This window comes from Hydrobacter penzbergensis (assembly GCF_900106985.1).
In the GTDB taxonomy this organism is placed as follows: domain Bacteria; phylum Bacteroidota; class Bacteroidia; order Chitinophagales; family Chitinophagaceae; genus Sediminibacterium; species Sediminibacterium magnilacihabitans.
This window is the reverse complement of sequence record NZ_FNNO01000009.1, coordinates 167,066-190,574: the sequence shown is the minus strand read 5'-3', so window position 1 is coordinate 190,574 and position 23,509 is coordinate 167,066. Positions and strand designations below refer to the sequence as shown.

Annotated in this window: 18 protein-coding genes and 1 tRNA gene; 11 read left to right on the top strand and 8 right to left on the bottom strand. The window is 44.7% G+C overall.

What is annotated here, in order from left to right; all coding sequences use genetic code 11:
- The first annotated feature begins 225 nt into the window (after positions 1-225).
- Both BLU98_RS11465 and BLU98_RS11460 read left to right on the top strand, forming a co-directional pair.
- Positions 226-483, top strand: a complete 258-nt coding sequence (locus tag BLU98_RS11465) for a hypothetical protein (protein ID WP_092724147.1) — start codon at positions 226-228, stop codon at positions 481-483.
- The gene (locus BLU98_RS11460; protein ID WP_092724146.1) at positions 473-781 is read left to right on the top strand and encodes a type II toxin-antitoxin system RelE/ParE family toxin; all 309 of its coding nucleotides are present in this window, start codon (positions 473-475) and stop codon (positions 779-781) included. The genes BLU98_RS11465 and BLU98_RS11460 overlap by 11 nt, the downstream gene beginning before the upstream one ends.
- Here the strand turns inward: BLU98_RS11460 and BLU98_RS11455 are convergent.
- Both BLU98_RS11455 and BLU98_RS11450 read right to left on the bottom strand, forming a co-directional pair.
- Complete coding sequence (locus BLU98_RS11455; RefSeq protein WP_092724145.1) at positions 762-2,387, bottom strand: cation-translocating P-type ATPase; 1,626 nt, start codon at positions 2,385-2,387, stop codon at positions 762-764. The genes BLU98_RS11460 and BLU98_RS11455 overlap by 20 nt on opposite strands.
- A gap of 35 nt (positions 2,388-2,422) precedes the next feature.
- Entirely contained in the window at positions 2,423-2,872 is a 450-nt protein-coding gene (locus BLU98_RS11450; protein WP_092724144.1) for a pyridoxamine 5'-phosphate oxidase family protein, read from the bottom strand.
- Positions 2,873-3,156: 284 nt separating this feature from the next.
- Here BLU98_RS11450 and BLU98_RS11445 point away from each other — a divergent pair, with 284 nt between their 5' ends.
- The 4 genes from BLU98_RS11445 to BLU98_RS11430 all read left to right on the top strand — a co-directional run bounded on the left by BLU98_RS11445 (position 3,157) and on the right by BLU98_RS11430 (position 10,084).
- The gene (locus tag BLU98_RS11445) at positions 3,157-3,711 is read left to right on the top strand and encodes an RNA polymerase sigma-70 factor (RefSeq protein WP_257574923.1); all 555 of its coding nucleotides are present in this window, start codon (positions 3,157-3,159) and stop codon (positions 3,709-3,711) included.
- Positions 3,712-3,790: 79 nt separating this feature from the next.
- The gene (locus tag BLU98_RS11440; RefSeq protein WP_257574922.1) at positions 3,791-4,933 is read left to right on the top strand and encodes a FecR family protein; all 1,143 of its coding nucleotides are present in this window, start codon (positions 3,791-3,793) and stop codon (positions 4,931-4,933) included.
- A 271-nt stretch (positions 4,934-5,204) separates the two neighbouring features.
- Positions 5,205-8,519, top strand: a complete 3,315-nt coding sequence (locus BLU98_RS11435) for a TonB-dependent receptor (protein ID WP_257574920.1) — start codon at positions 5,205-5,207, stop codon at positions 8,517-8,519.
- 11 nt (positions 8,520-8,530) lie between these two features.
- Positions 8,531-10,084 carry a RagB/SusD family nutrient uptake outer membrane protein gene (locus BLU98_RS11430; protein ID WP_092724140.1) on the top strand — a complete coding sequence of 518 codons (1,554 nt, stop codon included), beginning with the start codon at positions 8,531-8,533 and terminating at the stop codon, positions 10,082-10,084.
- 280 nt (positions 10,085-10,364) lie between these two features.
- Here BLU98_RS11430 and BLU98_RS11425 read toward each other — a convergent pair.
- The 3 genes from BLU98_RS11425 to BLU98_RS11415 form a co-directional block, all read right to left on the bottom strand.
- Positions 10,365-10,451, bottom strand: a tRNA-Ser gene (locus BLU98_RS11425).
- Positions 10,452-10,488: 37 nt separating this feature from the next.
- Complete coding sequence (locus BLU98_RS11420) at positions 10,489-11,256, bottom strand: TatD family hydrolase (protein ID WP_092724178.1); 768 nt, start codon at positions 11,254-11,256, stop codon at positions 10,489-10,491.
- 57 nt (positions 11,257-11,313) lie between these two features.
- A complete protein-coding gene (locus BLU98_RS11415; RefSeq protein ID WP_092724139.1) occupies positions 11,314-11,931 on the bottom strand; it encodes a polysaccharide deacetylase family protein in 618 nt (205 codons plus the stop codon).
- A gap of 191 nt (positions 11,932-12,122) precedes the next feature.
- Between BLU98_RS11415 and gltX the strand changes: the two genes are divergently transcribed.
- From gltX to BLU98_RS11400, 3 genes are read left to right on the top strand one after another with little or no spacing between them, the layout of a single operon-like run.
- Positions 12,123-13,661, top strand: a complete 1,539-nt coding sequence (gltX, locus tag BLU98_RS11410) for a glutamate--tRNA ligase (RefSeq protein ID WP_092724138.1) — start codon at positions 12,123-12,125, stop codon at positions 13,659-13,661.
- 32 nt (positions 13,662-13,693) lie between these two features.
- Complete coding sequence (locus BLU98_RS11405; RefSeq protein ID WP_092724137.1) at positions 13,694-14,785, top strand: glycoside hydrolase family 18 protein; 1,092 nt, start codon at positions 13,694-13,696, stop codon at positions 14,783-14,785.
- Between the two features lie 28 nt (positions 14,786-14,813).
- Positions 14,814-15,230, top strand: coding sequence for a cobalamin B12-binding domain-containing protein (locus BLU98_RS11400; RefSeq protein WP_092724136.1), 417 nt, complete (start codon positions 14,814-14,816; stop codon positions 15,228-15,230).
- Here the strand turns inward: BLU98_RS11400 and BLU98_RS11395 are convergent.
- A complete protein-coding gene (locus tag BLU98_RS11395) occupies positions 15,227-15,991 on the bottom strand; it encodes a LytR/AlgR family response regulator transcription factor (RefSeq protein WP_092724135.1) in 765 nt (254 codons plus the stop codon). The genes BLU98_RS11400 and BLU98_RS11395 overlap by 4 nt on opposite strands.
- A 413-nt stretch (positions 15,992-16,404) precedes the next feature.
- Between BLU98_RS11395 and BLU98_RS11385 the strand changes: the two genes are divergently transcribed.
- A complete protein-coding gene (locus BLU98_RS11385; RefSeq protein ID WP_092724133.1) occupies positions 16,405-17,181 on the top strand; it encodes an enoyl-CoA hydratase/isomerase family protein in 777 nt (258 codons plus the stop codon).
- Between the two features lie 41 nt (positions 17,182-17,222).
- Here BLU98_RS11385 and BLU98_RS11380 read toward each other — a convergent pair whose 3' ends face one another.
- A complete protein-coding gene (locus BLU98_RS11380) occupies positions 17,223-20,162 on the bottom strand; it encodes a M16 family metallopeptidase (protein ID WP_092724132.1) in 2,940 nt (979 codons plus the stop codon).
- Between the two features lie 126 nt (positions 20,163-20,288).
- Between BLU98_RS11380 and fumC the strand changes: the two genes are divergently transcribed.
- The gene (gene fumC / locus BLU98_RS11375) at positions 20,289-21,689 is read left to right on the top strand and encodes a class II fumarate hydratase (protein ID WP_092724131.1); all 1,401 of its coding nucleotides are present in this window, start codon (positions 20,289-20,291) and stop codon (positions 21,687-21,689) included.
- Here fumC and BLU98_RS11370 read toward each other — a convergent pair.
- Positions 21,682-23,304 carry an amidohydrolase gene (locus BLU98_RS11370; RefSeq protein ID WP_092724130.1) on the bottom strand — a complete coding sequence of 541 codons (1,623 nt, stop codon included), beginning with the start codon at positions 23,302-23,304 and terminating at the stop codon, positions 21,682-21,684. The genes fumC and BLU98_RS11370 overlap by 8 nt on opposite strands.
- Between the last annotated feature and the right edge of the window lie 205 nt (positions 23,305-23,509).

The following is a 23,509-nucleotide window of genomic DNA, read 5'->3' as shown; positions in this document are numbered from 1 at the left end:
CGTGGATAGCTAAAGAAAAGAAAAAAAGAAGCAAAAAAAGAAAAGAAAGGTAATAGTAGTATTAGTAGGTCTTTTATATCTTAGTTGAACACATTATCTGTCCTACATATAGGGTACATTATATTGTTTGATTAGAATTTCTATTTTTCAAATTGTAAACCATTCTTTAATAGAGGGCAAATATTCTATTTCGTATCTTAGATTAAAACTTATTAAATTTGGCATATGAACACCAGCAGTGCGGCAATACGGCATAAATTATACGATTATATCCGCGTAGCGGATACTAAGAAGCTTCATGCCATTTATAACCTGCTCGAAGACGATATCGAACAAACAAACGAATGGTGGAGGGATAAACAATTGGTAAAAGAACTTGACACCCGATACAATGCTTTGGAAGATGGGGCTGACAAAGGATTTACTACTCCCCAACTCATTGACAGCATAGATAAACTTCGTGCAAAAAAATATGGCAGGTAACCTGTCATATTTCATCATTTTTTCTTCCCGGGCTCAAAAAGAAATTGCATCCGCATGGGATTGGTATGAAGAAAGGCAACAAAGCCTGGGAGACCGATTTATTCAGGAAGTAGTTCGTAAAGCACAACTCATTGAACAAAATCCTGAAAGATATCCTACACGCTATAATTCATATAAAGAAACAATATTATCAACATTCCCTTTCCTGATAATTTACCGTATCAATAAAAGAAAGAAATCAATAAGAATAGTATCTGTATTTCATACGTCCCTTCATCCTAAAAAGAAATATCGCTGACCAGGAAACCATTCAGTTTGGTAGTTGTTTTTACACCACCAAAATTACACTTAATAACTTTCAATGCAATACCTGTATTGCGCAAGGCAGTGATGGATTCAACAATACCCTTCTTTGGCGGGTCGTACAATACAATGAACCCGAGGAATACCATGTCTTTTTCATCGTCTTTACCGATACGGGTAGTGCCGGTAATATTTTTATAGCAAACCCCAATCACCCGGAAGCCATTGCCGCTTAATGCAGCAAATCGCTGTTTCAACTCATCCTTTACTTCTTCTATCGTACACTGGCTGGCCCCTGCTCTTTCACAAAAGCTGCAAACCTGCAGGATATTGTCCACAGCTCCTTTGGTGATCAGGAGCTGCTGATCCCCGAAACTTACCGTTATACTCAGGCACTTCCGTATGAAATCGTACGGCAGTTCATTGCATTTGCTGTAACCGGTAATATCCACGGCTTTTACCTGTCTTATGGCATCGTCCATAGAATTGGAAAAACCGGTTTCAAAATAAGCATTGAGGTAAGCATACAGCCACGCTTTATCGCTCCTGTTGCCGTTGAGATCGGTGACCGATTCTATTTGTACCGCTCCTTCGGTAATGGTGCCCGTTTTATCGCTGCAAAGGATATCTATTTCTCCCAGGTTCTGAATGGCGCTTAATTTTTTTACGATCACTTTTTTAGCGGCTATTCGTTTGGCTCCTGCAGACAGGGTGATGGTAGTAATAACGGGTAATAATTCTGGTGTTAACCCTATGGCCAACGCAAGTGCAAAAAGAATGGAATCGATAAAGGGTTTGTGGAGAATGATATTGAAGATCAAAATGGCTCCCGTTGCAATGATGGTTAAGCGCATCAACAGGTACCCGAATTTCATGATGCCTATTTCAAAAGCATTGACAGACATCTCGCTTTCGAGTGAGGAAGCTATTTTTCCCAACTCGGTATATTTGCCTGCATTGGCGGTCAACACAACCGCGCTGCCGCTGACCACACTGCTGCCTTTGAATACCGAATTGCCCACAGCACTTAGTGGAGCATCGGGCTTACAGGTGCCGCTGTTTTTTTCTACAGGGAAGGCTTCTCCCGTTAAGATGGATTCATTTACATGGAGGTTGTTCGACTCAAGTATCAATGCATCGGAAGGGATCATACAGCCGGCACTCAATAACACAATATCTCCTGTTACCACTTCGTCTGCCGGGATATCTTCTTCTTTACCATCTCTCCGTACCCGCACTTTGCTGTGTAACAGTGCGCGCAGTTTTTCAACGGCCCTGCCGGCATTCCGTTCCTGGAAAAAGCCGAATATGCCGGTTGACAATAATACGATCAGCACAATGATCCCGTCTGAATATTCCTTCAGGATCAACGAAAGAAAGACGGCAAAGATCAATAACAGGACCAGCGGGTTTTTGTATTGGGCCAGCAGCAGTTTTGCATCCCGGCGCCAGGGTTGCACAGTTTTGTTCGCTTTTCTTTGCCGGCTCAGGCGGGCATTCGCTTCATTTTCACTTAGACCAGGTAAACCGGATCCGGTTCTTTTAAAAAGTGTTTCCTGGTCAATACTCCAGAAATGTGCTATCAGATCTTCGTTCAGCATAGGCTTCTGTTACGATAACGGAACAGAGGTTGCTTTTATTGTTTTTCAAATCTCCCTGTTGCTTCCTGGATCCTGATACGGTACAAGACAGTTTTGACCCTTGTACTGTCATCCACTTTCGTTTTTGTTTCGTGTTCGTGCGGGTGAATGGTGCTGCTGGTGGACAAAGGAAATACGCGGTCGAAAAGAATTTCCCTTGCCTTTTTTGCTTCTGCCCCTTCCAGTTCTTCAAACTTTCCGTAAATGACCACGCTTTGCCAATTGCGCATATCGGTTATCATGTCGACCTCGAAACAAACTTTCGGGTTCTTGCGAAGGATGTCCAGCTTTTTCCCTTCGCTTGTTTGTCCGTAAATAAAATCACCGTCGTACGCATAGGTTACAGGGGTAATATAGGGTTCTTTCCCGTTACTGCAGGCGAGCCTGCCGATTACCTGGCTATGCAGGATGTTTGTTATAGCCGCTTCTTTCAATTCACCTAACATGGGTTGCTGTTTTAAGATTGTGGTTCAAATGTACCCGCTGTCCGGCGCCCTTTTCATGACAACAATCAAATCAACTGGTGATGATTGTCAAGGCCGCTGGCCTTAAAGTGTATTGACTGCTGCATAGCTGTATTATTATCATCGATAGTATAAAAATAATTATGTGTTTGATTGCCCTTTTAAATTTAAACAATATTTAAGTGTAAAAAAGACATTTATTTATTCAAAACATTCATACATTAGCCTTACTGTTCGATTTGCCGTGATTGATATAAACGATTGCTTTGGAAAATTATTCATCATATTCGGATGATCAATTGCTTGCTTTGCTTTCAAATGAAGACCAGCAGGCATTTGAAATATTGTATGACAGATATTGGGAAGACCTTTACTTGCTCGCTTACCTTATGCTGCGAAACAAAGAGGCCAGTAAGGATATTGTGCAGGAGGTTTTTATTTGGTTATGGGAGCACCGGTTGTCGCTACAAATTAAATCTCTCCGGGCTTATCTGAAAACAGCTGTTAAGTATAAAGTTGCCAACCACATCCGCTCAGGTAATATACGGGAAAGTGTTTTTCAAAAACTGTCGGCTGTAAGCACTTCGTTGGACAATGCATCTGCTTTGGAAATGGTTGAAGTGAAGGAAATGCAGCACCATATACAGCAGGAGATCGAACAGCTGCCCGACAAATGCAGGCAAGTGTTCCTGCTCAGCAGGGAAGCTCACCTGAGCAATAAAGAGATTGCTCAAAGACTACAGATATCCGTTAAGACAGTGGAAAATCAAATGACCATTGCCCTCCGGCGATTGCAGTATAAAAAAGCATTAATGGACTGAGTGCCGACTATTTTTTTAAAAAAGCCATCTTCTGTTTAGGGGATGGCTTTTTTTCATGTGCCTTATAGAAAAAAGCGCAATGACGAGGGAAGAGATCATCCGGTTAACCGAAAGAATCATTTCTGGGGAAGCTAGTGAAGAAGAGATACTATTGTACAACAGGCTGTACGATTCTTTTATCGCAAAGCAGGAAATACCCGACTCGTTTTTTGAAGAAAAACAAGCGCTTAAAGAAGCATTAAGGGCTTCCATCCGGGAAAAAACAGGGCTGCGGGCGCCTGTTGTCAAAAACAGTTTGAACTGGCGCAGATTGGCGGCGGCGGCTGTATTCATTCTTACAGCCTCTTTATCGGTGTATTTCTTTCGGCATAAAAGCAATATGCCTCAAATAGCAGCTATATCTCAAAAAGAACGCTTTAAAAATGATGTGGCTCCCGGCAAAGAGGGCGCTATTTTAACATTGGGCAACGGCAAAACAATATTGTTAGACGCCGCAGGAAACGGAAATATTGCCAGCCAGGGGGCTATTGCTGTTGTAAAGAAAAATGATATGGTTGTATACGAGGGGGTTGACCATGAGCCCGAAATCGTGTATAATACAATGTCAACACCCAGAAGACGCCAGTTCAGTCTTGTGTTATCCGATGGCACCAAAGTATGGCTGAATGCGGCTTCCTCCATTACTTATCCAACAGCGTTCACCGGTAAAGAAAGAAAAGTTTCTGTTAGCGGTGAAGTATATTTTGAAGTGGCTCATCGTGATGACAATCCGTTTATTGTTGAGAAAGGCGATGTTACCGTAAAAGTGCTGGGCACTCATTTCAATGTTAATACATATCAGGATGACCACGATATAAAGATCACACTATTGGAAGGCGCTGTGAGTGTAAACAACAAAACCACTTCGGCCCTCATCAAACCCGGACAACAAGCCAGGGTGGCAGATGATCACAAAATAAAAGTGCTGAAGGATATCAATATGGAGGATGTAATGGCCTGGAAAAATGGACTGTTTCATTTTGAAGGCACCCGTATAGAATCGCTGATGCAGCAATTGGCAAGATGGTATGATATTGAAGTGGTGTATTCAAAAAGAACGGATGAATTGTTCTATGCAGAAATTCCCCGCAATACCAATTTATCGGATGTTCTAAAAGCATTGGAACTAACAGGAAAAGTGAAGTTTGCCATAGATGGGAATAAAGTGATCGTAAACGTGTAAAATATTTCCGAACCAATTAAGCCAAACGTATGAACCGGTCTCCCTGATTTTTATGAATGACTTATTAATTCAATTTTCATTAATTATTGGGAAATGCTGAAAATAAAAACCGGAAATGTTACGACCATTTCCGGTGGTAATCAGGTTGACCAATACAAACCGCGACTAACGATTTATTTATTAACCTAATCAATTCAAAAGTATGAATTTATTGGCTTGCCGCCATCTTTTCAGCATTAAAGGGAAAAGATGGCTCAAAACACTGCTAATTATGAAGTTGACAGCTATCCTTTTAATTGCAGTTTCCGTCAGCGCTACCGCCGGTAGCTTTGGACAGAAAATCAATCTCTCTGAAAAAAATGCATCGCTTGGCAATATTTTTAAGGCGATAAAAAAACAAACGGGCTACACGTTTGTGTACACAGAAAGTCTTTTAAAAAAAGCAGGCAAGGTAGACCTAAACGTGAATGAAGCTTCCCTGGAAGAAGTGTTGACTACCTGTTTGAGGAATAAGCCGCTGATGTATTCCATTCTGAATAAAATTGTTATCATAAAAGATAAAGAAGAGCCTGCAGAAAACAATATTGTCAATGCACCACCACCGCCTCCACCTGTAGTTAAGATATCCGGCAAAATTACCAATGAAAAAGGCGAGGCCCTGGCAGGCGCATCCATTCGTGAAAAAGGCGGTCGCCATTCTGCTGTTTCAAAAGAAGACGGAAGCTTTACCATCAGCATTTCAGGCAAGAAAGCGGTTTTGATCGTTTCATATATTGGCTATGTTACTTCGGAAATAGCAGTAACTGAAAATGTACCGGTAACCGTTAGCCTGGTTCAGACAAACAACAACCTCAATGAGTTTATTGCGATTGGGTATGGTACGCAAAAGAAAGTAAACCTGACAGGATCTGTTGGAACAGTTAATATGAGTGATATGGAAGACAGGCCTTTGACAAATGCCGGTTTAGCGCTGCAGGGAACCGTTTCAGGTGTATATGCCTTGCAAAGTTCAGGCAAACCCGGAGATGACGGTGCAGTGATTGATATACGTGGTGTGGGAACATTTGGCGACAACTCTCCGCTTGTACTGATCGATGGACTCCCCGGAAGTATCGGCGATGTGAATGCCAATGATATTCAATCGATATCCGTGTTAAAAGATGCCGCGTCTTCTTCTATTTATGGTAACAGGGCTGCGAATGGCGTCATTCTGATTACTACCAAAAAGGGCGCTGTTGGAAAATTAAAAGTCAATTACAGCGCTTATTTTGGCGTACAAAGTCCAACACGGCTGCCCGATGTTTTAAACTCAGTTGAATATGCTACACTTCGCAACGAAGCTTCAGCAAACTCAGGAACCATTCCAAATTATACCGCTGCCGATATCGCTAAATATGCGGCGCACAACAATCCGATGTACCCTGATATCAACTATTTCAAAGTTTATTACGGCAATGCAAATATGCAAAGTCACCGTTTGAGCATTTCAGGGGGAAGTGAGCACGTGCAATATGCATTTATGCTGGGGCATCTGGATCAGGACGGTATATTGGTAGCTACGAATTATAAAAAGACCGATTTCCGTTCCAATGTTGATGCCTTCTTTTTAAAGGACAAAAGGTTAAGGGTATCTGCTAAACTGGCCGGTAACCTTGGGGTTAAAAGCGAGCCTACCAGTATGTGGAACGCTACCTGGTATGCCACGCTTTCACCTGTTTACCCGCTTAGAGATTCGGCAGGAAGGTATATGTCCGTCAACGGCGAATTAAACCCTTATGCAGAGATCATGGCGGGCAGTACAGCCATTACCAAACGATATAATTTTAACGGACAGGTTGAAGCGGAATACAAGCTATTGAAAAATTTAAGCGCTCAAATTACGGGTGGCTATAACGTTACCTTATCGAATTATAATGGGTTCAATGCAAATGTAGTATTGCAAAATAAAGATGGCAGTACTAAAACCGAAGCATCCGATTTATCTGTATCGAACGGAACGAATATCCAGACTTTGCTGACCGGTTTACTGAAGTACAATAAAACATTTGGACAGCACGATTTCAATATACTCGCAGGTTATTCGGAAGAAGAATTCACTTATGACTGGCAAAGCGGATACAGGAAAAATTTCGTGAACAATTCGCAAAGAGTGCTTAGTCTTGGTGATGCATCCACACAAACAAATAATGCAGGTAGTTATGACCTCGGTTTACGTTCGCTTTTTGGGCGTTTAAATTATACATGGGGAGGAAAGTATTTATTTGAAGCCAATATCAGAAGAGACGGATCTTCCCGTTTTGCCAAAGGGCACCAGTGGGGAACATTCCCATCATTTTCCGGCGGATGGATCGTTTCAAGGGAAAATTTCATGAAAAAGGTTGACTGGATCAATTTCCTGAAACTCAGGGCTTCCTGGGGACAATTAGGCAATCAAAACATCAGCACCTATTATAACGGAAGTGATATTTTATCATCGGGCCGTAACTATTCTTACGGCGGCACATTGTATTCCGGTGTGGCAGTAACCTCACTGACCAATAAAGAATTGACCTGGGAAACGGCTCAGCAATTAAATATTGGGGTTGACGTGACGCTGAAACATGGGTTCGACCTGACCGTAGATTTCTTTGATAAAAGAACGAAAAACCTCTTGTTATCAAGACCCATTCCGCTTACCATGGCCCTTTCGGCGCCCTATGTAAATGCCGGAGAAGTTCAGAACAAAGGAATAGAAGCTTCTTTAAATTACCGGAAAACATTCTCCAACGGATTGAAATTACGTGCAGGTCTTAATGTATCACATATTGTCAACAAAATAACAAGGATGAATGCCCCGGAACAGCTTAACTCTCCCAAAGCGATTAAAGTTGGAGCTGCCATTAATTCATTCTACGGATATACAATGGATGGTATTTACCAGATAGCTGATTTCACCTGGCAAAACAACAGCGACCCATCCATCCCTTATGTTAGTCGCGTGTATACGCTCAAACCCGGGGTTACAAAGGTTTCAAATTACAACGCACAGCCCGGAGATATTAAGTTTAAAGACCTCAATGGAGATGGCGTTGTAGACATGAATAACGACAGGGCGATTATTGGAAAGCAATTCCCGGACATTAATTATGCTTTCAATTTCAACCTGCAATGGAAATCATTTGACTTAGGGGTGTTCTTCCAGGGCGTTTCAGGTATTCAAGGATATTTTTATTATGAAATCGCTACTCCGTTCAGTGGGGTTGCCAATTTGGGTTCCTGGTGGAAAGACAGATGGACCCCTGCGAATCCGTCCAACACTATGCCGCGTGTAACGCTGGATGAAACCCGCACAAATATCCATTCAACTTTTTATATGCAGGATGCAGCATACCTGCGGTTGAAGAATATTGAATTGGGATATACCATAAGTCCTAAGATGCTTTCTAAAATCGGCATTAGCTCTTTCAGGATTTATGGAAACATCCAGAATGCCTTCACGATTTCTAAATTTAAAGGTTTTGACCCGGAACAGACCATAGATCAAACAAGAGCCGAGGCTTTTCCGCAAGCCCGTATCATGACGATTGGTTTAAATGCTAACTTTTAATTGAAGCTACCATGAAAAAAAATATTATCATCATTATCACATGCAGCTTTTGCTTTTTGAGCTGCTCAAAAGGGTTGCTGAATAAAACACCGAAGGACCAGTTGTCGCCAGCAACATTTTATCAAAGTGAAGCGCAATGTAAAATGGCCCTTGTGGGTATTTATAATGCCATCCAACCCAATGCTACGCCTACGCATTTTTATCAGTTTGAATTTATGTCAGACAATGGCTATTGCCAGGCCGCCTGGCAGGGTTCAAATGAAGTTGGCTCCTGGAGTACCAATACAACCAGCTGGGCTCCGTATGCAAAATGGACGCAGGACTACACGATTATTTCCCGTGCCAACGAATTTTTGCAGGACATTGCCACTGCCGCATCTGTGGGAGCTGCAGTAAAAGACCAAATGGTGGCAGAAGCAAAATTTTTAAGGGCTTATGCTTATTCAGACCTGATCACTTATTTTGGAGATGTACCGTTGATCACAAAAGTTTTGTCTTTATCCGAAGCCTATGTAAAAAGAACGCCCAAGGCTACCGTATTGACCCAGATCCTTACAGACCTTACAGACGCCGCCAGTGTTCTTCCGGTATCATACACCGGCTCAAATATTGGTCGCGTTACCAAGGGGGCAGCACTTGCGTATAAAGCAAAAATATTATTACACAATCAAAAATGGGCGGATGCTGCACAGGCAGCCAAAGATGTTATTGATTTAAGCGTGTATGATCTATACCCGAATTATGCCGATTTGTTTACCGAAGCCCATGAGAATAACCAGGAGGTCATTTTTGATATTCAATACACTACGTCACAAACACAGCCGTGGCCAACAGAAGCATTTGTGCTGGGAACCTGGCAAACATCAAATATGACAGCCGATTTCATCAATTCATTTTACATGAAAAACGGCAAGCCGATAACAGACGCCTCATCTGGCTATAATGATCAAAACCCTTATGTTAACAGGGACCCCAGGCTGGACGCAACAGTGGTTTTACCCGGTACAAAATATGGCACAGCTACTTTTATTCCCGCCAGTTATGCTGAATATCCCTGTGGCGCCAAACCCAGAAAATATGCCGAATATGGTACTGCAGACGTGAATACAAGCACGTTAAATACAATATTGATGCGTTATGCAGATATTTATTTGATGAGGGCGGAAGCGCTGATCGAATCGGGCAATACGTCTCAGGAGGTTTATACATTGATTGATAAGGTACGTGCGAGAGTTGGAATGCCTTCTGTTGAATCCGTTGAAGGAACAGGGCTCAACCAATCTCAATTACGTGACATATTACGACACGAGAGAAAAGTAGAATTTGGTGTGGAGGGTACGCGATATGCTGATATACTGCGTTGGCAGGATGTATCGCTGGTGCATGATGTTTATGGCTATGATAAATCGCTGTTGTCAGACCCATCCGGTTCTGCTACCTGGACATTTAAACAAATAAAGATCGCTCCACGTGTTTTTAATGCTGCAAAAGGATGGTTGTGGCCTATTCCACAGGCAGATATAGATATCAATAAAAATTTGCTCCCCAATAATCCAGGGTATTAACAACGCGATACTTGTATGGACCAATAGATAAATTCTCTTTGTTGGGCATTGTAGTTTTTCTCAAACCTCCTGTTTTCTACAGGAGGTTTTTAGCAATTATTAGGATCAATTGGATTTCTGACCAGGCTTCTTTAATTTGGCTTTAGCTAATTGAGGTTTTAGTGGCCATATGTCATTTCAGTTAATAAAAAAAGCGGAAGAAATTGCTGCCGCTTCCGCTACCCGTCAATAAAATATCAACGCAAATATTTGAAATACACTTTATTATAAACTTCATTAGCAGAGAGGAAGGGATTCGAACCCTCGATACGGTTTCCCGTATACACACTTTCCAGGCGTGCTCCTTCAACCACTCGGACACCTCTCTGTACTTTTTCGGGACGGCAAAAATAAAGCTTCGATGCTCAGTTTCCGAATATTTTTTGAGCATTGGCCGTGGTAATGGCCGCCATTTCTTCTACCGTTACCCCTTTTTCTACTGCCAGCTTCTCCACTACATATTGCAAATAACTGCTTTCATTGCGTTTACCCCGGAACGGCACAGGCGTAAGATAAGGCGCGTCTGTTTCGAGCACCAGGTATTCCATGCCAACCTTTTCCAGCGCCGCCGGCAGGCCTGCATTCTTATAGGTAAGCACCCCGCCGATACCCAGCATAAAACCCATATCCGTGATCTGTTTCGCCGATTCGGCGCTGCCGCTGAAACAATGAAAAATACCCCTGAGTCCCTTTGCAGCAAAGGGTTTTACCATTTCAATGGTCTCTTGCATCGCATTGCGGGTATGGATCACAATGGGCAGGTTCCGCTTCAACGCCCATTGCATTTGCAGCGTAAATGCTTCCTGCTGCTCTTTGGCAAATGTCTTATCCCAATAATAATCAAGACCAATCTCCCCTACAGCAACAAAGGGTCTTTTCTCCAGCCATTCTTCCACAACCGCCAGTTCGTTGCGGTAACCTGCATTCACTGAACAGGGATGCAGTCCCATCATCGCTACACAAACGCCCGGGTATCTTGCTTCCAGGTCCAGCATGGCTTTGTGGGTGGTATCATCGATCGCAGGCAAATAAAATTTCGAAACACCGTATTGCAAGGCGCGTTCTATCACAGCATCTATATCTGCTGCGAACTCTTCTGAATACAAATGACAATGGGTATCTATCAGGTTCATGATGCAAAAATCAAAACTCAAAACTGAAATGTCAAAAATGGTTTTGTATGCTGGCTCTTAGATGCTTTCAAACCGGTATCCTTCCTGTTTAAAATGGGCCAAAACGCGCGGTAATGCATATTGCAGGCGATCCCATGCTTTGGCGCTGTCATGAAATACAATGATGGAGCCGGGTTTGGCATATTGTAATACATACGACAAACCCGTTTCGGGTGAAAGGCCGGTATCAAAATCACCGCTCAGCACAGACCACATGATCACACGCATGTTTGGATGAGCCGCTTTCAATTGCCGGTATTGCGAACGGCGGATTCTTCCATACGGGGGTCTGAAAAGCGTTGAATGGATATGTTCAGCAGCGAGGTTGATATCCTTGATATACGCTTGGTCAGGCGTTTTCCATCCATTCAGGTGATGCTGGGTATGGTTGCCAACGGCATGTCCTTCGCGGATGATCCGCTCGTAAATAGCGGGGTGAGCCATCACGTTCTTGCCAATGCAAAAAAAACTCGCTTTGGCGCCATATTGTTGCAGTTGGTCGAGTACAAAAGGCGTGGCCGTTTCATGCGGACCATCATCGAAACTCAAATACAGTACTTTCTCTTTTACAGGTATCTGCCAAACCAGCTTTGGATACAAAGCACGTAACCACCATGGGGTATGAACGAGGTACATAGTATAAAGATAACGCGTCTCCCTTTAACCGTCATCCTGAGCGAGCGGAGCGAGTCGAAGGACCTGCTGAACATTCGGGCAGATCCCTCGGCTGCGCTCGGGATGACGATCTTTTTTACTCGGGATGACGATCCTTTTCGTTCGGCATAACGATCAAAGGAAATCAGCCATTAGTCTTTTATCTTTGCGGCATGAACAGCAGAAAAGTGCGCGTACGTTTCGCCCCCTCGCCTACAGGCGGACTCCACCTGGGTGGCGTAAGAACCGTTTTATTCAATTATCTCTTTGCCAAACAACACGGCGGTGATTTTATTTTGCGGATAGAAGATACCGACCAGACCCGCTTTGTTCCCGGCGCCGAAGCATATATTCTCAATACCCTCAACTGGTGCGGACTCACACCGGATGAAAGTCCTGTTCATGGCGGCCCTTTTGTACCTTATCGACAGAGCGAAAGAAAAGCCAGTTATCGTGCGTATGCCGAAGAACTGGTAAAGAACGGATACGCGTACTATGCTTTCGACACAACCGAAGAGCTGGAACAGATGCGCGCCCAGTTTAAAACAGCAGAAAACCCATCGCCGCAATACAACCAGCACATACGCACCAAAATGCGTAACTCACTCACACTCGATGCAGCTACTGTTGCTCAATTATTGAAAGAGGGTATTCCGCATGTGATACGTATCAAAATGCCCGAACAGGAAACCGTTCACTTCACCGATATGATACGTGGTGAAGTTTCGTTCCATACTTCTCAGGTAGATGATAAAGTATTGCTGAAAGCAGATGGTATGCCTACTTACCATCTTGCGGTAGTGGTGGATGATTACCTGATGCAGATCAGTCACGCTTTTCGTGGGGAAGAATGGCTTCCTTCCGCACCGGTGCATTTGTTGTTATGGAAATACCTGGGATGGGAAGCGCAGATGCCGCAATGGGCGCACCTGCCCCTGATCCTCAAACCAGAAGGCAATGGCAAACTGAGCAAACGCGATGGCGACCGCCTTGGGTTCCCGGTATTTGCGATGGACTGGACAGATCCCAAATCGAACGAGCTCACCATTGGCTTCAAAGAGCGGGGATTCCTGCCCGAAGCTTTTGTGAACCTGCTGGCCATGCTGGGCTGGAATGATGGCACAGACCAGGAAATTTTTTCGCTTGATGAACTGGTGCAAAAATTTTCGATCGAACGCGTGCACAAAGCCGGCGCAAAATTCGATTATGAGAAAGCCAAATGGTTCAACCACGAGTGGATCAAACGCACCGAAGCGCGTCGCCTCCTCCCTGCTGTAAAAGAAATATTGGCCGCCGACCGCATGATGGTTACCGATGACACCCTCCTGGAAAAAATCATCAACCTCGTTAAAGAACGTTGTACCCTGTTAACCGATTTTACACAACAAGCTTCTTTCTTTTTTGCACTACCAGCAGAGATGGATACCGCTGCCGTAAAACCTAAATGGGACGATAAGAAAAATCTTTTCTTCACAGAACTGATACGTAGTTTCCAGCTCAGCACACTATGGGAAGCGGCCGGTCTCGAAACCACTTTCAAAGAACTGGCTGCCGCCAACCAACTCAAGCCCGGGGAACTGATGCTGCCCCTGCGCATTATGCTGGTAGGGGGTAAATACGGCCCGGGCGTATTCGATATTGCGGCTATACTGGGCAAAGAAGAGACCATCAGACGCATCACACACACGCTCTCTTTATTGGAACATGCCTGAGCAACGGTACATTTTCGTACTTTGGGGCGCTTATGAAATCTAAAACACTTGCATGCCTGCTGGCATTTTGTTGCGCAACCGTATCACTCTCTGCCCAACACAACAAATTCACGGTGTTCGGTTATTTTGCAGGAAGGGCTACCATGATCGATAGCTTCCCGGTAGAAAAACTCACCCATCTCTGCTTCAGCTTCACCCATCTCAAAGGGAATCATATGGCGCTGATGAACGCGCGCGACAGCGCTTCACTGATCCGTTGTGTTGCACAGAAAAAAAGAAACCCGAACCTGAAAGTGATTGTATCATTAGGTGGATGGACAGGCTGCTTCACTTGTTCTGAAGTGTTTTCAACCGACAGTGCACGGAAACAATTTGCTTCCTCGGCCAAACAACTGTTGCAGGATTTCGGCGCAGATGGCATTGACCTCGACTGGGAATATCCTACCATCAAAGGTGCGCCCGGCCATCCTTATTCACCCGATGATAAAGAACATTTCACACAACTCATCAAAACCTTGCGCGACAGCCTGGGCAAACAAAAAGAGATCAGTTTTGCCGCCGGAGGTTTTAGCAAATACATCAATGAATCGGTTGACTGGAAGGCGGTGGCGCCGCTGGTTAACAGGATCAACCTCATGACCTACGACCTCATCACCGGTTATGATACGGTTACCGGTCATCATACTGCACTGTATTCCACTCCGCAACAACCCGAGTCATGCGATAACGCCGTGAAAATGTTGCTTGCGAAAAAAGTACCTGCCCGGAAACTATTGATCGGCGCGGCATTCTATGCGCGCATCTGGGAAAATGTAGCGCCCGATAACGATGGATTGCGTGGCCATGGAAAATTTTTCCGTGGTATTTCTTACAGCGGCTTCAATCGCTTCTTATCAACCGATAGTGGCTTTGTTTACCATTGGGATACCGCAACAGCTGCGCCGTATCTGTACAATGCCAGCAAAAAATGGTTCGTTACTTTCGACGACAGTACTTCTATTACCAGGAAGATGAACTACGTCATCCAACACAAACTCAATGGCATCATGTTCTGGCAACTGGCCGATGACCGTTTTACCAATGGCCTGCTCGATGTGATAGATGAAGTAAAGCGGAAGCGATGAGCCCGATATTGCTTATTTTTGTTGCACCATGCAAAAAAACGATCGCCCCATACGAGTACTCGTTGCCAAGGTAGGTCTCGATGGCCACGACCGCGGCGCCAAAGTAATTGCTACCGCCTTACGCGATGCCGGTATGGAAGTTATTTATACCGGTTTGAGACAAACACCTGAAATGGTGGTGAACGCAGCCTTACAGGAAGACGTAGACGCCATCGGCATCAGCATTCTCAGCGGCGCGCACATGACGGTTTTCTCCAAGATCATTCAACTGCTCAAAGAAAAAAACATGCATGATGTGCTGCTCACCGGTGGCGGCATCATACCCGAAGATGACATCAAACAATTAAATGAAATGGGTGTGGGTATGCTTTTTGCTCCGGGCACTCCTACAACAGCTATTGCCAATTATATACGGCAATGGGTGGCTGCACACAGGCCGTTCTAGCGGTCAAACCATCTTTTGAAATAAGGCGCTTTTTCCCGACTCACATCCACTTCCATTTTAAGCGGATCTATCAATACCAGCAGGATCTTCTGGTTTCCCAAAGGCTTCATACTGCCAATCGCATCGATGTTCACAATTGTTTGACGGTTGGCACGGTAAAAAGATTGAGGGTTGAGCAACTTCTCTATGTCTTCCAGTGTACCGTAGTCCAGTATATATTTTTCACCCGAAAAAGTATAGAGGTAATTGAGGTGCTTGCGCGTAAAACAGGCAATATCCCGGGTGTTAACGGGAATCCAGTTATTGCGCACATGGACGATGAACTTCTCTTTGTATGAAGGTTGCGAAGGAGTCTTTAAGCCTGTAATGACTTGCAGGAGATTATTCGCTGCATGTTGCCGCTGATAACTGCCACTCTCATCCAGTGCTACCGGGTACTCATCCGTTTCCTCTCCTGCCAGGCTCAACATATATTGACTGGTCCGCATCTTGTACAGGCAGGATACATAATCATTTTCAGTAGTGAAAATAATAGGACATTCGACTTTCAAATACCTGAAAAGATCAAAACTGACCCCGCTTCGTAGATGAACATCCATAAGTATGATATCCGGTTCAGGATGAAGTTTGAGCCAGTCCCGGGCTATTTCAATTCCAGGCAATATCTCTACTTCGATGTCTTCTGCGATCGTTCCAGCAATCAATTTCCTCATCTTCACAGCAGTACCATACTTATCGTTAACGATAAGGATTTTTATCATAAATATTGGTTTGGATCGCTTGATGCTACGCCGGGTAACATGCAATCAACAGAGCAAAATAAATAAATAAGCTCTTTCGATAAAACCTGGCGTATGAAACGTAGCAAATGCAATCCAAAATGTAGTTGAAAAGCATTGGAACGTTGTGTAAAAAATTATATGAAAAAAAAGGTTATACAAAAAAGAAAACGGTTGGTTTATTGTAACCCCCACTTCAATGCTGATTTCTTCCCATTGGATAAAACTATTTCGTTTATATAAAAAGAAGAATGAATCTTTGGAATCAAAGTTCAATATCCATATCAAGACCATTACTACTTTTGTTGATTAAACATTAGTCAGAGTGCCTCCCCCAGGCACTCTTTTTAATTGGGTTCAGCACAATCCGGTTACATTTGCTTAAAACCAGCAACATGTACCATACATTGCTCACTTCCCTCGACAATGGCATCCTTACCATTACCATCAACCGTCCCGATAAACTCAACGCATTGAACAGCCAGGTGATGCAGGAGCTGGACCAGGCGCTGACTGAATTACTCAATCAAAGCGAGGTGAGGTCTGTGATCATTACCGGATCGGGCAGCAAATCTTTTGTTGCCGGAGCGGATATCGCGGAATTCGTAGGACTGGACACTGCCCAGGGCATGCAACTGGCGCAAAAAGGACAGACCATTTTTGCACGGATCGAACAATCTCCTAAACCCATTATTGCCTGCGTGAATGGGTTTGCTTTAGGCGGGGGCTGCGAGCTGGCCATGAGTTGTCATTTCAGGATCGCATCAGACAACGCCAAATTCGGTCAGCCTGAAGTGAACCTCGGACTCATACCAGGTTACGGTGGCACCCAGCGGCTTGTTCAGTTGATTGGAAAAGGAAGAGCACTGGAACTGCTCATGAGCGGTGAAATGATCGATGCGCAAAAAGCATGGCAATACGGACTGGTGAATGCAGTAGTGCCGCCGGAAGAACTGCTGGCCAAAGCCACGGCCATTCTTCAAACCATCAACAGCAAAGCGCCATTGGCAGTAGCCAAATGCATTGAAGCGGCCAATGCCGTGTTCGATGAAACAAAGAATGGTTATGCGGTAGAGGTAGCTGCTTTCGGAGAATGTTTCGATACAGTCGATATGAAAGAAGGCACCAGCGCTTTCCTTGAAAAAAGAAAACCCCGCTTTACTGGAAATTAAAAAATCTTAGCCTAGGGCTTAAGCCCTGGGCTAAGAAATAATCAATATCCAAACAGTTCGGCAAGTGACAGTTTTTTCACATCTCCTATCTTTTTCATATCCTCTTCTTTCAATTTCTTCTCAGACGCCACGATGCAATAAGTATAAGGTTTCTGCGAGAGATCGGTATCATGCAGACCCTTGATATCACTGAACTGGATCGAAGCAGCCTGTTCATACACATCTTTTCTCAGGTCGTGATCCACCCCTTTCTTCAGGTTGGCAAGATAACTGGATACAATGTTCTCTTTGGTAATGCGTTCTGTTTCATAATCTTTCAACAGGCTCTTCTTTGCATTATCGAAATTCTGCGCTGCTTCGGGAAGATTATTCAACAGGTCGTTCATGCCGGCAACAGCTTCATTGAACTTATCTGCCTGGCAACCTACATAAGACATGAATGCGAACTGGTCTTCTTTTTTAGCAGGTGTTTGCAATACCGCAAAAGTTGAATAGGCCAGCGCTTTCGATTCCCTTATGGTTTGGAATACAATGGCGCCCATTCCGAATCCGAAATAGTTATTGAAAATACCGGTTACCGCTTCTTTCTTAGGGTCATACGCATCCAGGTTCCTTACCCAGAAAATCTCCGACTGCACCATATCATAATCGGCAAACAGGACTTCATTTTTACCCTGTGTTCTGCGGGTAAATTTAGCCGGCTCTTTGGCAGCCATCCATGCAGCCGGGAGCTGGTGTATTTTGGCAATATCGGTTGCAAACGCAGCCAATGGTTTAGGGCCGTAATAAATAACCCTGTGCTGGTAATTGAACAGGTTATGCAGGATGTTCACCAGGTCTGCCGCTTTGATATCTTTGATCTCAGCGTCGGTTAAAGTATAATTGAAAGGATTTTTTTCTCCATACACACCGTAGTTGCGGAGCGCAGTCATGATCATACTTTTGTTGAGCTTGTTATTGGCCCTTGCGCGCATGAGCCGGTTCTTCATTCCTTCCAGCGCTGCCTCATCGGCTTTGCAATTGCGAACCAGGTCTTCAAGCAAAGTGGAGGCTTTATCAAAATTCTCCTGCAATCCATTCAGGGAAACCGTTGTTTCCTCATTGCCCGCATTCGCATTGAAACTGCAAGCCAGGTTGTAAAACGCTTTGCTGATATCTTCGGAAGATTTTTTCTCCGTACCAATGAATTGCAGGTACTGCAATGCCAAAGGCAAGAGCTTATCATTCCATCCGCCCATTTCAAACCTGTACTGCAGGTTGAAAAGGCCGTTGTCTTTGTTGGGTACATACAAAACTTCCGCCTTTCCCGCTTTAGCACGTTGCATATCCGTTGCAAAATTCAGCCATACAGGTTTTACAGGCGCCATAGACATGCCGTTGATGGCTTTTACAAAAGGCGATTGCTTATCTGCATTGGTCTCTACTGGTGTAATGGGCGGCTTTTCTACTTTTGCTACACCTTTCGCCTCCCCTTTGCGTTTGTACAACAACACATAGTTATTGGGATGAAAGAATTGATTGGCAAACGCCACCAGTTCTTCCTTGGTTACTTTACCCATCTTATCCAGCACAGCTACATCATCATTCCACAACAGTCCTTTGTTTTTGATGAATCCATCGGTAATCTCTTCCACACGGTTGGCATTGTTTTCCAGTCCCTGCAACTGTTGCAGTTTATAATTGGCTACAATGGCTTTGATCAGTGAAGCATCGAAATTTCCTTTCTTCAGGATATCCAATTGCTCCATCACCAGGTCTTTGGCTTCTTCGAGTGTCTGCCCTTGTTTGGGTGAAGCGTTGATGATGAACACGCCATAATCTTTGTACTGTCTCACCCCTGCATTGGAACGAAGTACTTTCTGTTGTTTGTTCAGGTTGAGGTCCAACAGGCCGGCTTTGCCATTCGACAATACAGAAGATGTAAGATCGGCCAGCAATGCCTCTTTCGAATTGGCAGGTCCCACCCTGAAATCGAGTTGCAGGCTTTCAGCGCTGGGTCCGAAAATATCTTTTACCGTTGACTCGGTGATGGGTTTTTCCGGTGAAGGCTTATATTCCTGGATCGGCTTGGCGTTCATGTAAGAGAATTTAGCATCGATGAGCCGAATGGTTTTATCGGGATCCAGGTCGCCCGACATTACGATGGCCATATTGTTGGGCACATAGTATTTATGGTAATAATCACGGATAGCATTGATAGAAGGGTTTTTCAAATGTTCGATGGTACCGATGGTAGTTTGCTGTCCGTAATTGTGTGTGGGGAACAGGTAGAAATGAGAAGCTTCCTGTATTTTCCAGGCATCTTCATCGAGCGAGCGGTTCTTCTCTTCATATACTGCTTCCAGCTCTGTATGGAAGATCCGCAGTATCGGGTTACGGAATCGCTCGGCCTGCAGGTCTACGAATTTTTCCAGCGCATTGGAAGGAATATCTTCTTCATATACGGTCTCTTCCACCCAGGTATGTGCATTGGAACCCTGGCCGCCCATGGCAGCCATCATTTTATCATACTCGTTGGCAATAGCATGTTTGGCAGCTTCACCAGAGGTTTTGTCGATCTCCTTATAGATCTCTTTTCTTGCTGCTTCATCTTTGGTGGAATTATACTGTTCGTATAACGCATCTATCTTATCTAGATAAGGCTTTTCTTTGGCCCAGTCGAGCGTACCGTATTTGTCTGTTCCTTTGAACAGCAGGTGCTCGAGGTAGTGGGCCAGGCCGGTATGGTCCCTGGGATCGGTATTACTGCCCGCTCTTACCGGGATGCGCACGGCAATGCGTGGCTCTTTTTTATTCACTGACAATACAACGGTGAGCCCGTTCCTGAGGGTATAGAACCGGGCATGCATGGGGTCGTTGGTCACGTATTTGTAAGTGTATCCCCCTGATGTGGCCTGTTTCCACTCATATTGTGTTTGTGCAAAATTCACCTGGACAATCATGACCAGTGCAACAAACCCAACCGATTTGATCCATTTCATAAGTACAGTTTTAGGCGGGTAAGATAAAAAAATATGATATGTTTTTCAGGATAATTTGTTGAATGGTTTTTTCCAAACCGTCTGCCCTTCTTGCGTTAACTTTGCAGCGTCAAAAATGATAAAATCATGAGTTACCGTATCGAAAAAGACACCATGGGTGAGGTTCAGGTGCCGTCCCATGTATACTGGGGCGCCCAAACGCAGCGCAGCATTGAGAATTTCAAGATCGCACAGGATATCAATAAAATGCCCAAAGAGATCATCAAGGCTTTTGCTTACCTCAAAAAAGCAGCGGCCCTTACCAATCTCGATGCAGGGGTATTACCGGAAGAGAAAGCCCGGCTGATTGGCCAGGTGGCCGATGAGATACTGGAAGGTACACTCGATGATCAGTTTCCCCTGGTGATATGGCAAACAGGCTCCGGCACGCAGAGCAATATGAATGTGAATGAAGTGATCGCCTACCGTGCACATGTGATCAAAGGTGGTGCACTGACCGATAAGGACAAATTCCTGCACCCGAACGACGACGTAAATAAATCACAATCATCCAACGATACTTTCCCTACTGCTATGCACATAGCAGCGTATAAAATATTGTTGGAAGTAACCATCCCCGGCATCAAAAAATTGCGCGATACACTGGCTGCCAAGAGCAAGGCTTTCATGCAGGTAGTAAAGATCGGCCGTACGCATTTCATGGATGCTACGCCGCTTACCGTGGGCCAGGAGATCAGTGGTTATGTAAGCCAGCTGGATCATGGCTTGCGTACCATCAACAACAGCCTCGCGCATCTCAGCGAGTTGGCATTGGGTGGTACAGCTGTAGGCACCGGCATCAACACACCTAAAAATTATGCGGTGAATGTGGCCAAACATATTGCAACGCTTACCGGTTTGCCTTTTGTTACGGCTGAAAATAAATTTGAAGCGCTGGCTGCACACGATGCCATCGTGGAAGCGCACGGCGCTTTGAAAACAGTGGCGGTAAGCCTGATGAAGATCGCTAATGACATACGCATGCTCAGCTCTGGCCCACGCAGCGGTATTGGCGAATTATTCATTCCCGATAATGAGCCCGGTTCTTCCATCATGCCTGGCAAAGTAAACCCCACACAATGTGAGGCCCTGACGATGATTGCTGCCCAGGTAATGGGTAATGATGTGGCCATCAACATAGGCGGCGCTACCGGTCATTTTGAACTGAATGTGTTCAAACCGGTGATGATCGCCAACTTCCTGCACAGCGCCCGCCTGATTGGCGAAGGTTGTGTAAGCTTCAACGATAAGTGTGCCACGGGTATTGAACCTATCGAGGCCAATATTAAAAAACATGTAGACAACAGCCTGATGCTCGTAACAGCGCTCAACACAAAGATCGGTTACTATAAAGCTGCCGAGATTGCGCAAAAGGCGCACAAAGAAGGTACTACGTTGAAAGAGATGGCAGTAAAACTGGGTTATCTTACTCCCGAAGAGTTCGACCAGTGGGTAATACCAGCAGACATGGTGGGAGAGATCAAATAACTTTCTTCCCTCCCAGGTAAGTGGCTTTCACTTTCACCTTTAAAATATCGGTCTCCGGAACCTTCATCAGGTCCTGGTCCAGCATAATGAAATCGGCTTTCTTGCCTTGTTCAAGACTGCCGATTTCTTTTTCCATGAAATTGGCTTTCGCTGCCCAGATGGTCATTCCCCTGATGGTTTCCTCGCGCGTCAAGGCATTCTCTGTTTGGAAACCATTGGCTGGATATCCTTTCGCATCTTTCCGCACCACTGCGGCCAGGAATGTTTTGAAAGGAGAAATATCTTCTACCGGGAAATCAGTGCCCAAAGGAATCCATCCGTTCTGTTGCAGCAGTTGTTTATACGCGTACGCACCTTTCAGTCTTTCTGCGCCCAGCCTGTCTCCCGCCCAGTACATATCGCTGGTGCCATGTGTAGGTTGTACAGAAGGAACAATGCTGGCATCACCGAACAAATGAAAATCCTGCTGGTTGATCACCTGCGCATGTTCTATGCGCCAGCGTTTGTCGTTTTTGCCATGCAGGTATTTATTGTAGATCTGTAATATTTCGCGGTTGGCGCTGTCGCCAATAGCGTGTGTACACATTTGAAAATCGGTGCTTGCCAATACCCGCGCGAGGGAATCATAGTGACTGGGATTGCGCAACAGGAAGCCCGTCCATCCCGGCTTATCATTGTAAGGTTGTAAAAGACAGGCGCCCCTGCTTCCCAAAGCGCCATCGGCATAAACTTTCACGCCTTTTACCAATAATTTATCTGTGCGGTAGGGGCCTTTTTTCAGGTATCTTTCAAGATTAGCCGGCTCATCACTCAACATAACATACAACCGCATATTCAGCTTGCCTTCTTTCTGTAATGCATCAATGGCTTCTACATCTCTGTAACCCAACCCGCAATCGGTAATGGTGGTTAGTCCCTGTGCGAAACAGTTTTTCTCTGCCTGCTGCAACCATTGCGTGTACATTTCTTTCGAAGGTTCGGGTATCTGTGCATATACTTTATCATCTGCATTATCGATCAATACACCGGTCAGCTTTCCGTTCTTCACTTCTATGAAACCGCCTGTGATGGTTTGTCCCGCTTTGATCCCGGCCAGATCCAATGCTTTCTGGTTGGCAATAGAAGCATGTCCGTCTACCCTGGTGAGCACCACAGGTTTATTGGGAAAGAGTTGGTTCAACGCTTCATTGGTGGGGAAAGATTTACCGGGCCACCGGTTCTGGTCCCATCCTCTACCCTGTATCCAATCGAGGTTAGGGTGTTCTGCAGCGAATGCTTTCACCCTGGTTACTGCTTCTTCCCAGTTATTGCATCCAAAAAGATCCACCTGGAAGAGGGAGCGCCCGTAACCTACAAAATGCGCATGTGCATCAATGAATCCCGGGTAAACCGCTTTGCCTTGTGCATCGATATTTTCCAAAGCGGTGAAATGCTTTAGTATATCTTCATTCTTTCCTGTGGCCAGGATTTTGCCATCTTTTACAGCCATGGCTTCAGTAACAGAAAAAGCTGAATCTACAGTGTATATTCTTGCATGATGAATGATCAGATCGGCTTGGGGGGCCTTACAGGCACAAAACATCATGACTGCTGCAATAGAAATGATTCTTCTCATAAAGCTATTTTAATGATCCTAAAATTAATAAAGGAGGAGCTAATTTCTCTTGTTCCTCAGGCTGAAGCCTGAGGCAAAGATTGTGAATGATTTGTTTTGCAGAGCTTTTGAATACTTTCCTCCAGGCTTCCTCTATCAAAATGATGCAGATACAAAAAACTACAATTTCTCTTGTTCCTCAGGCTGAAGCCTGAGGCAAAGATTG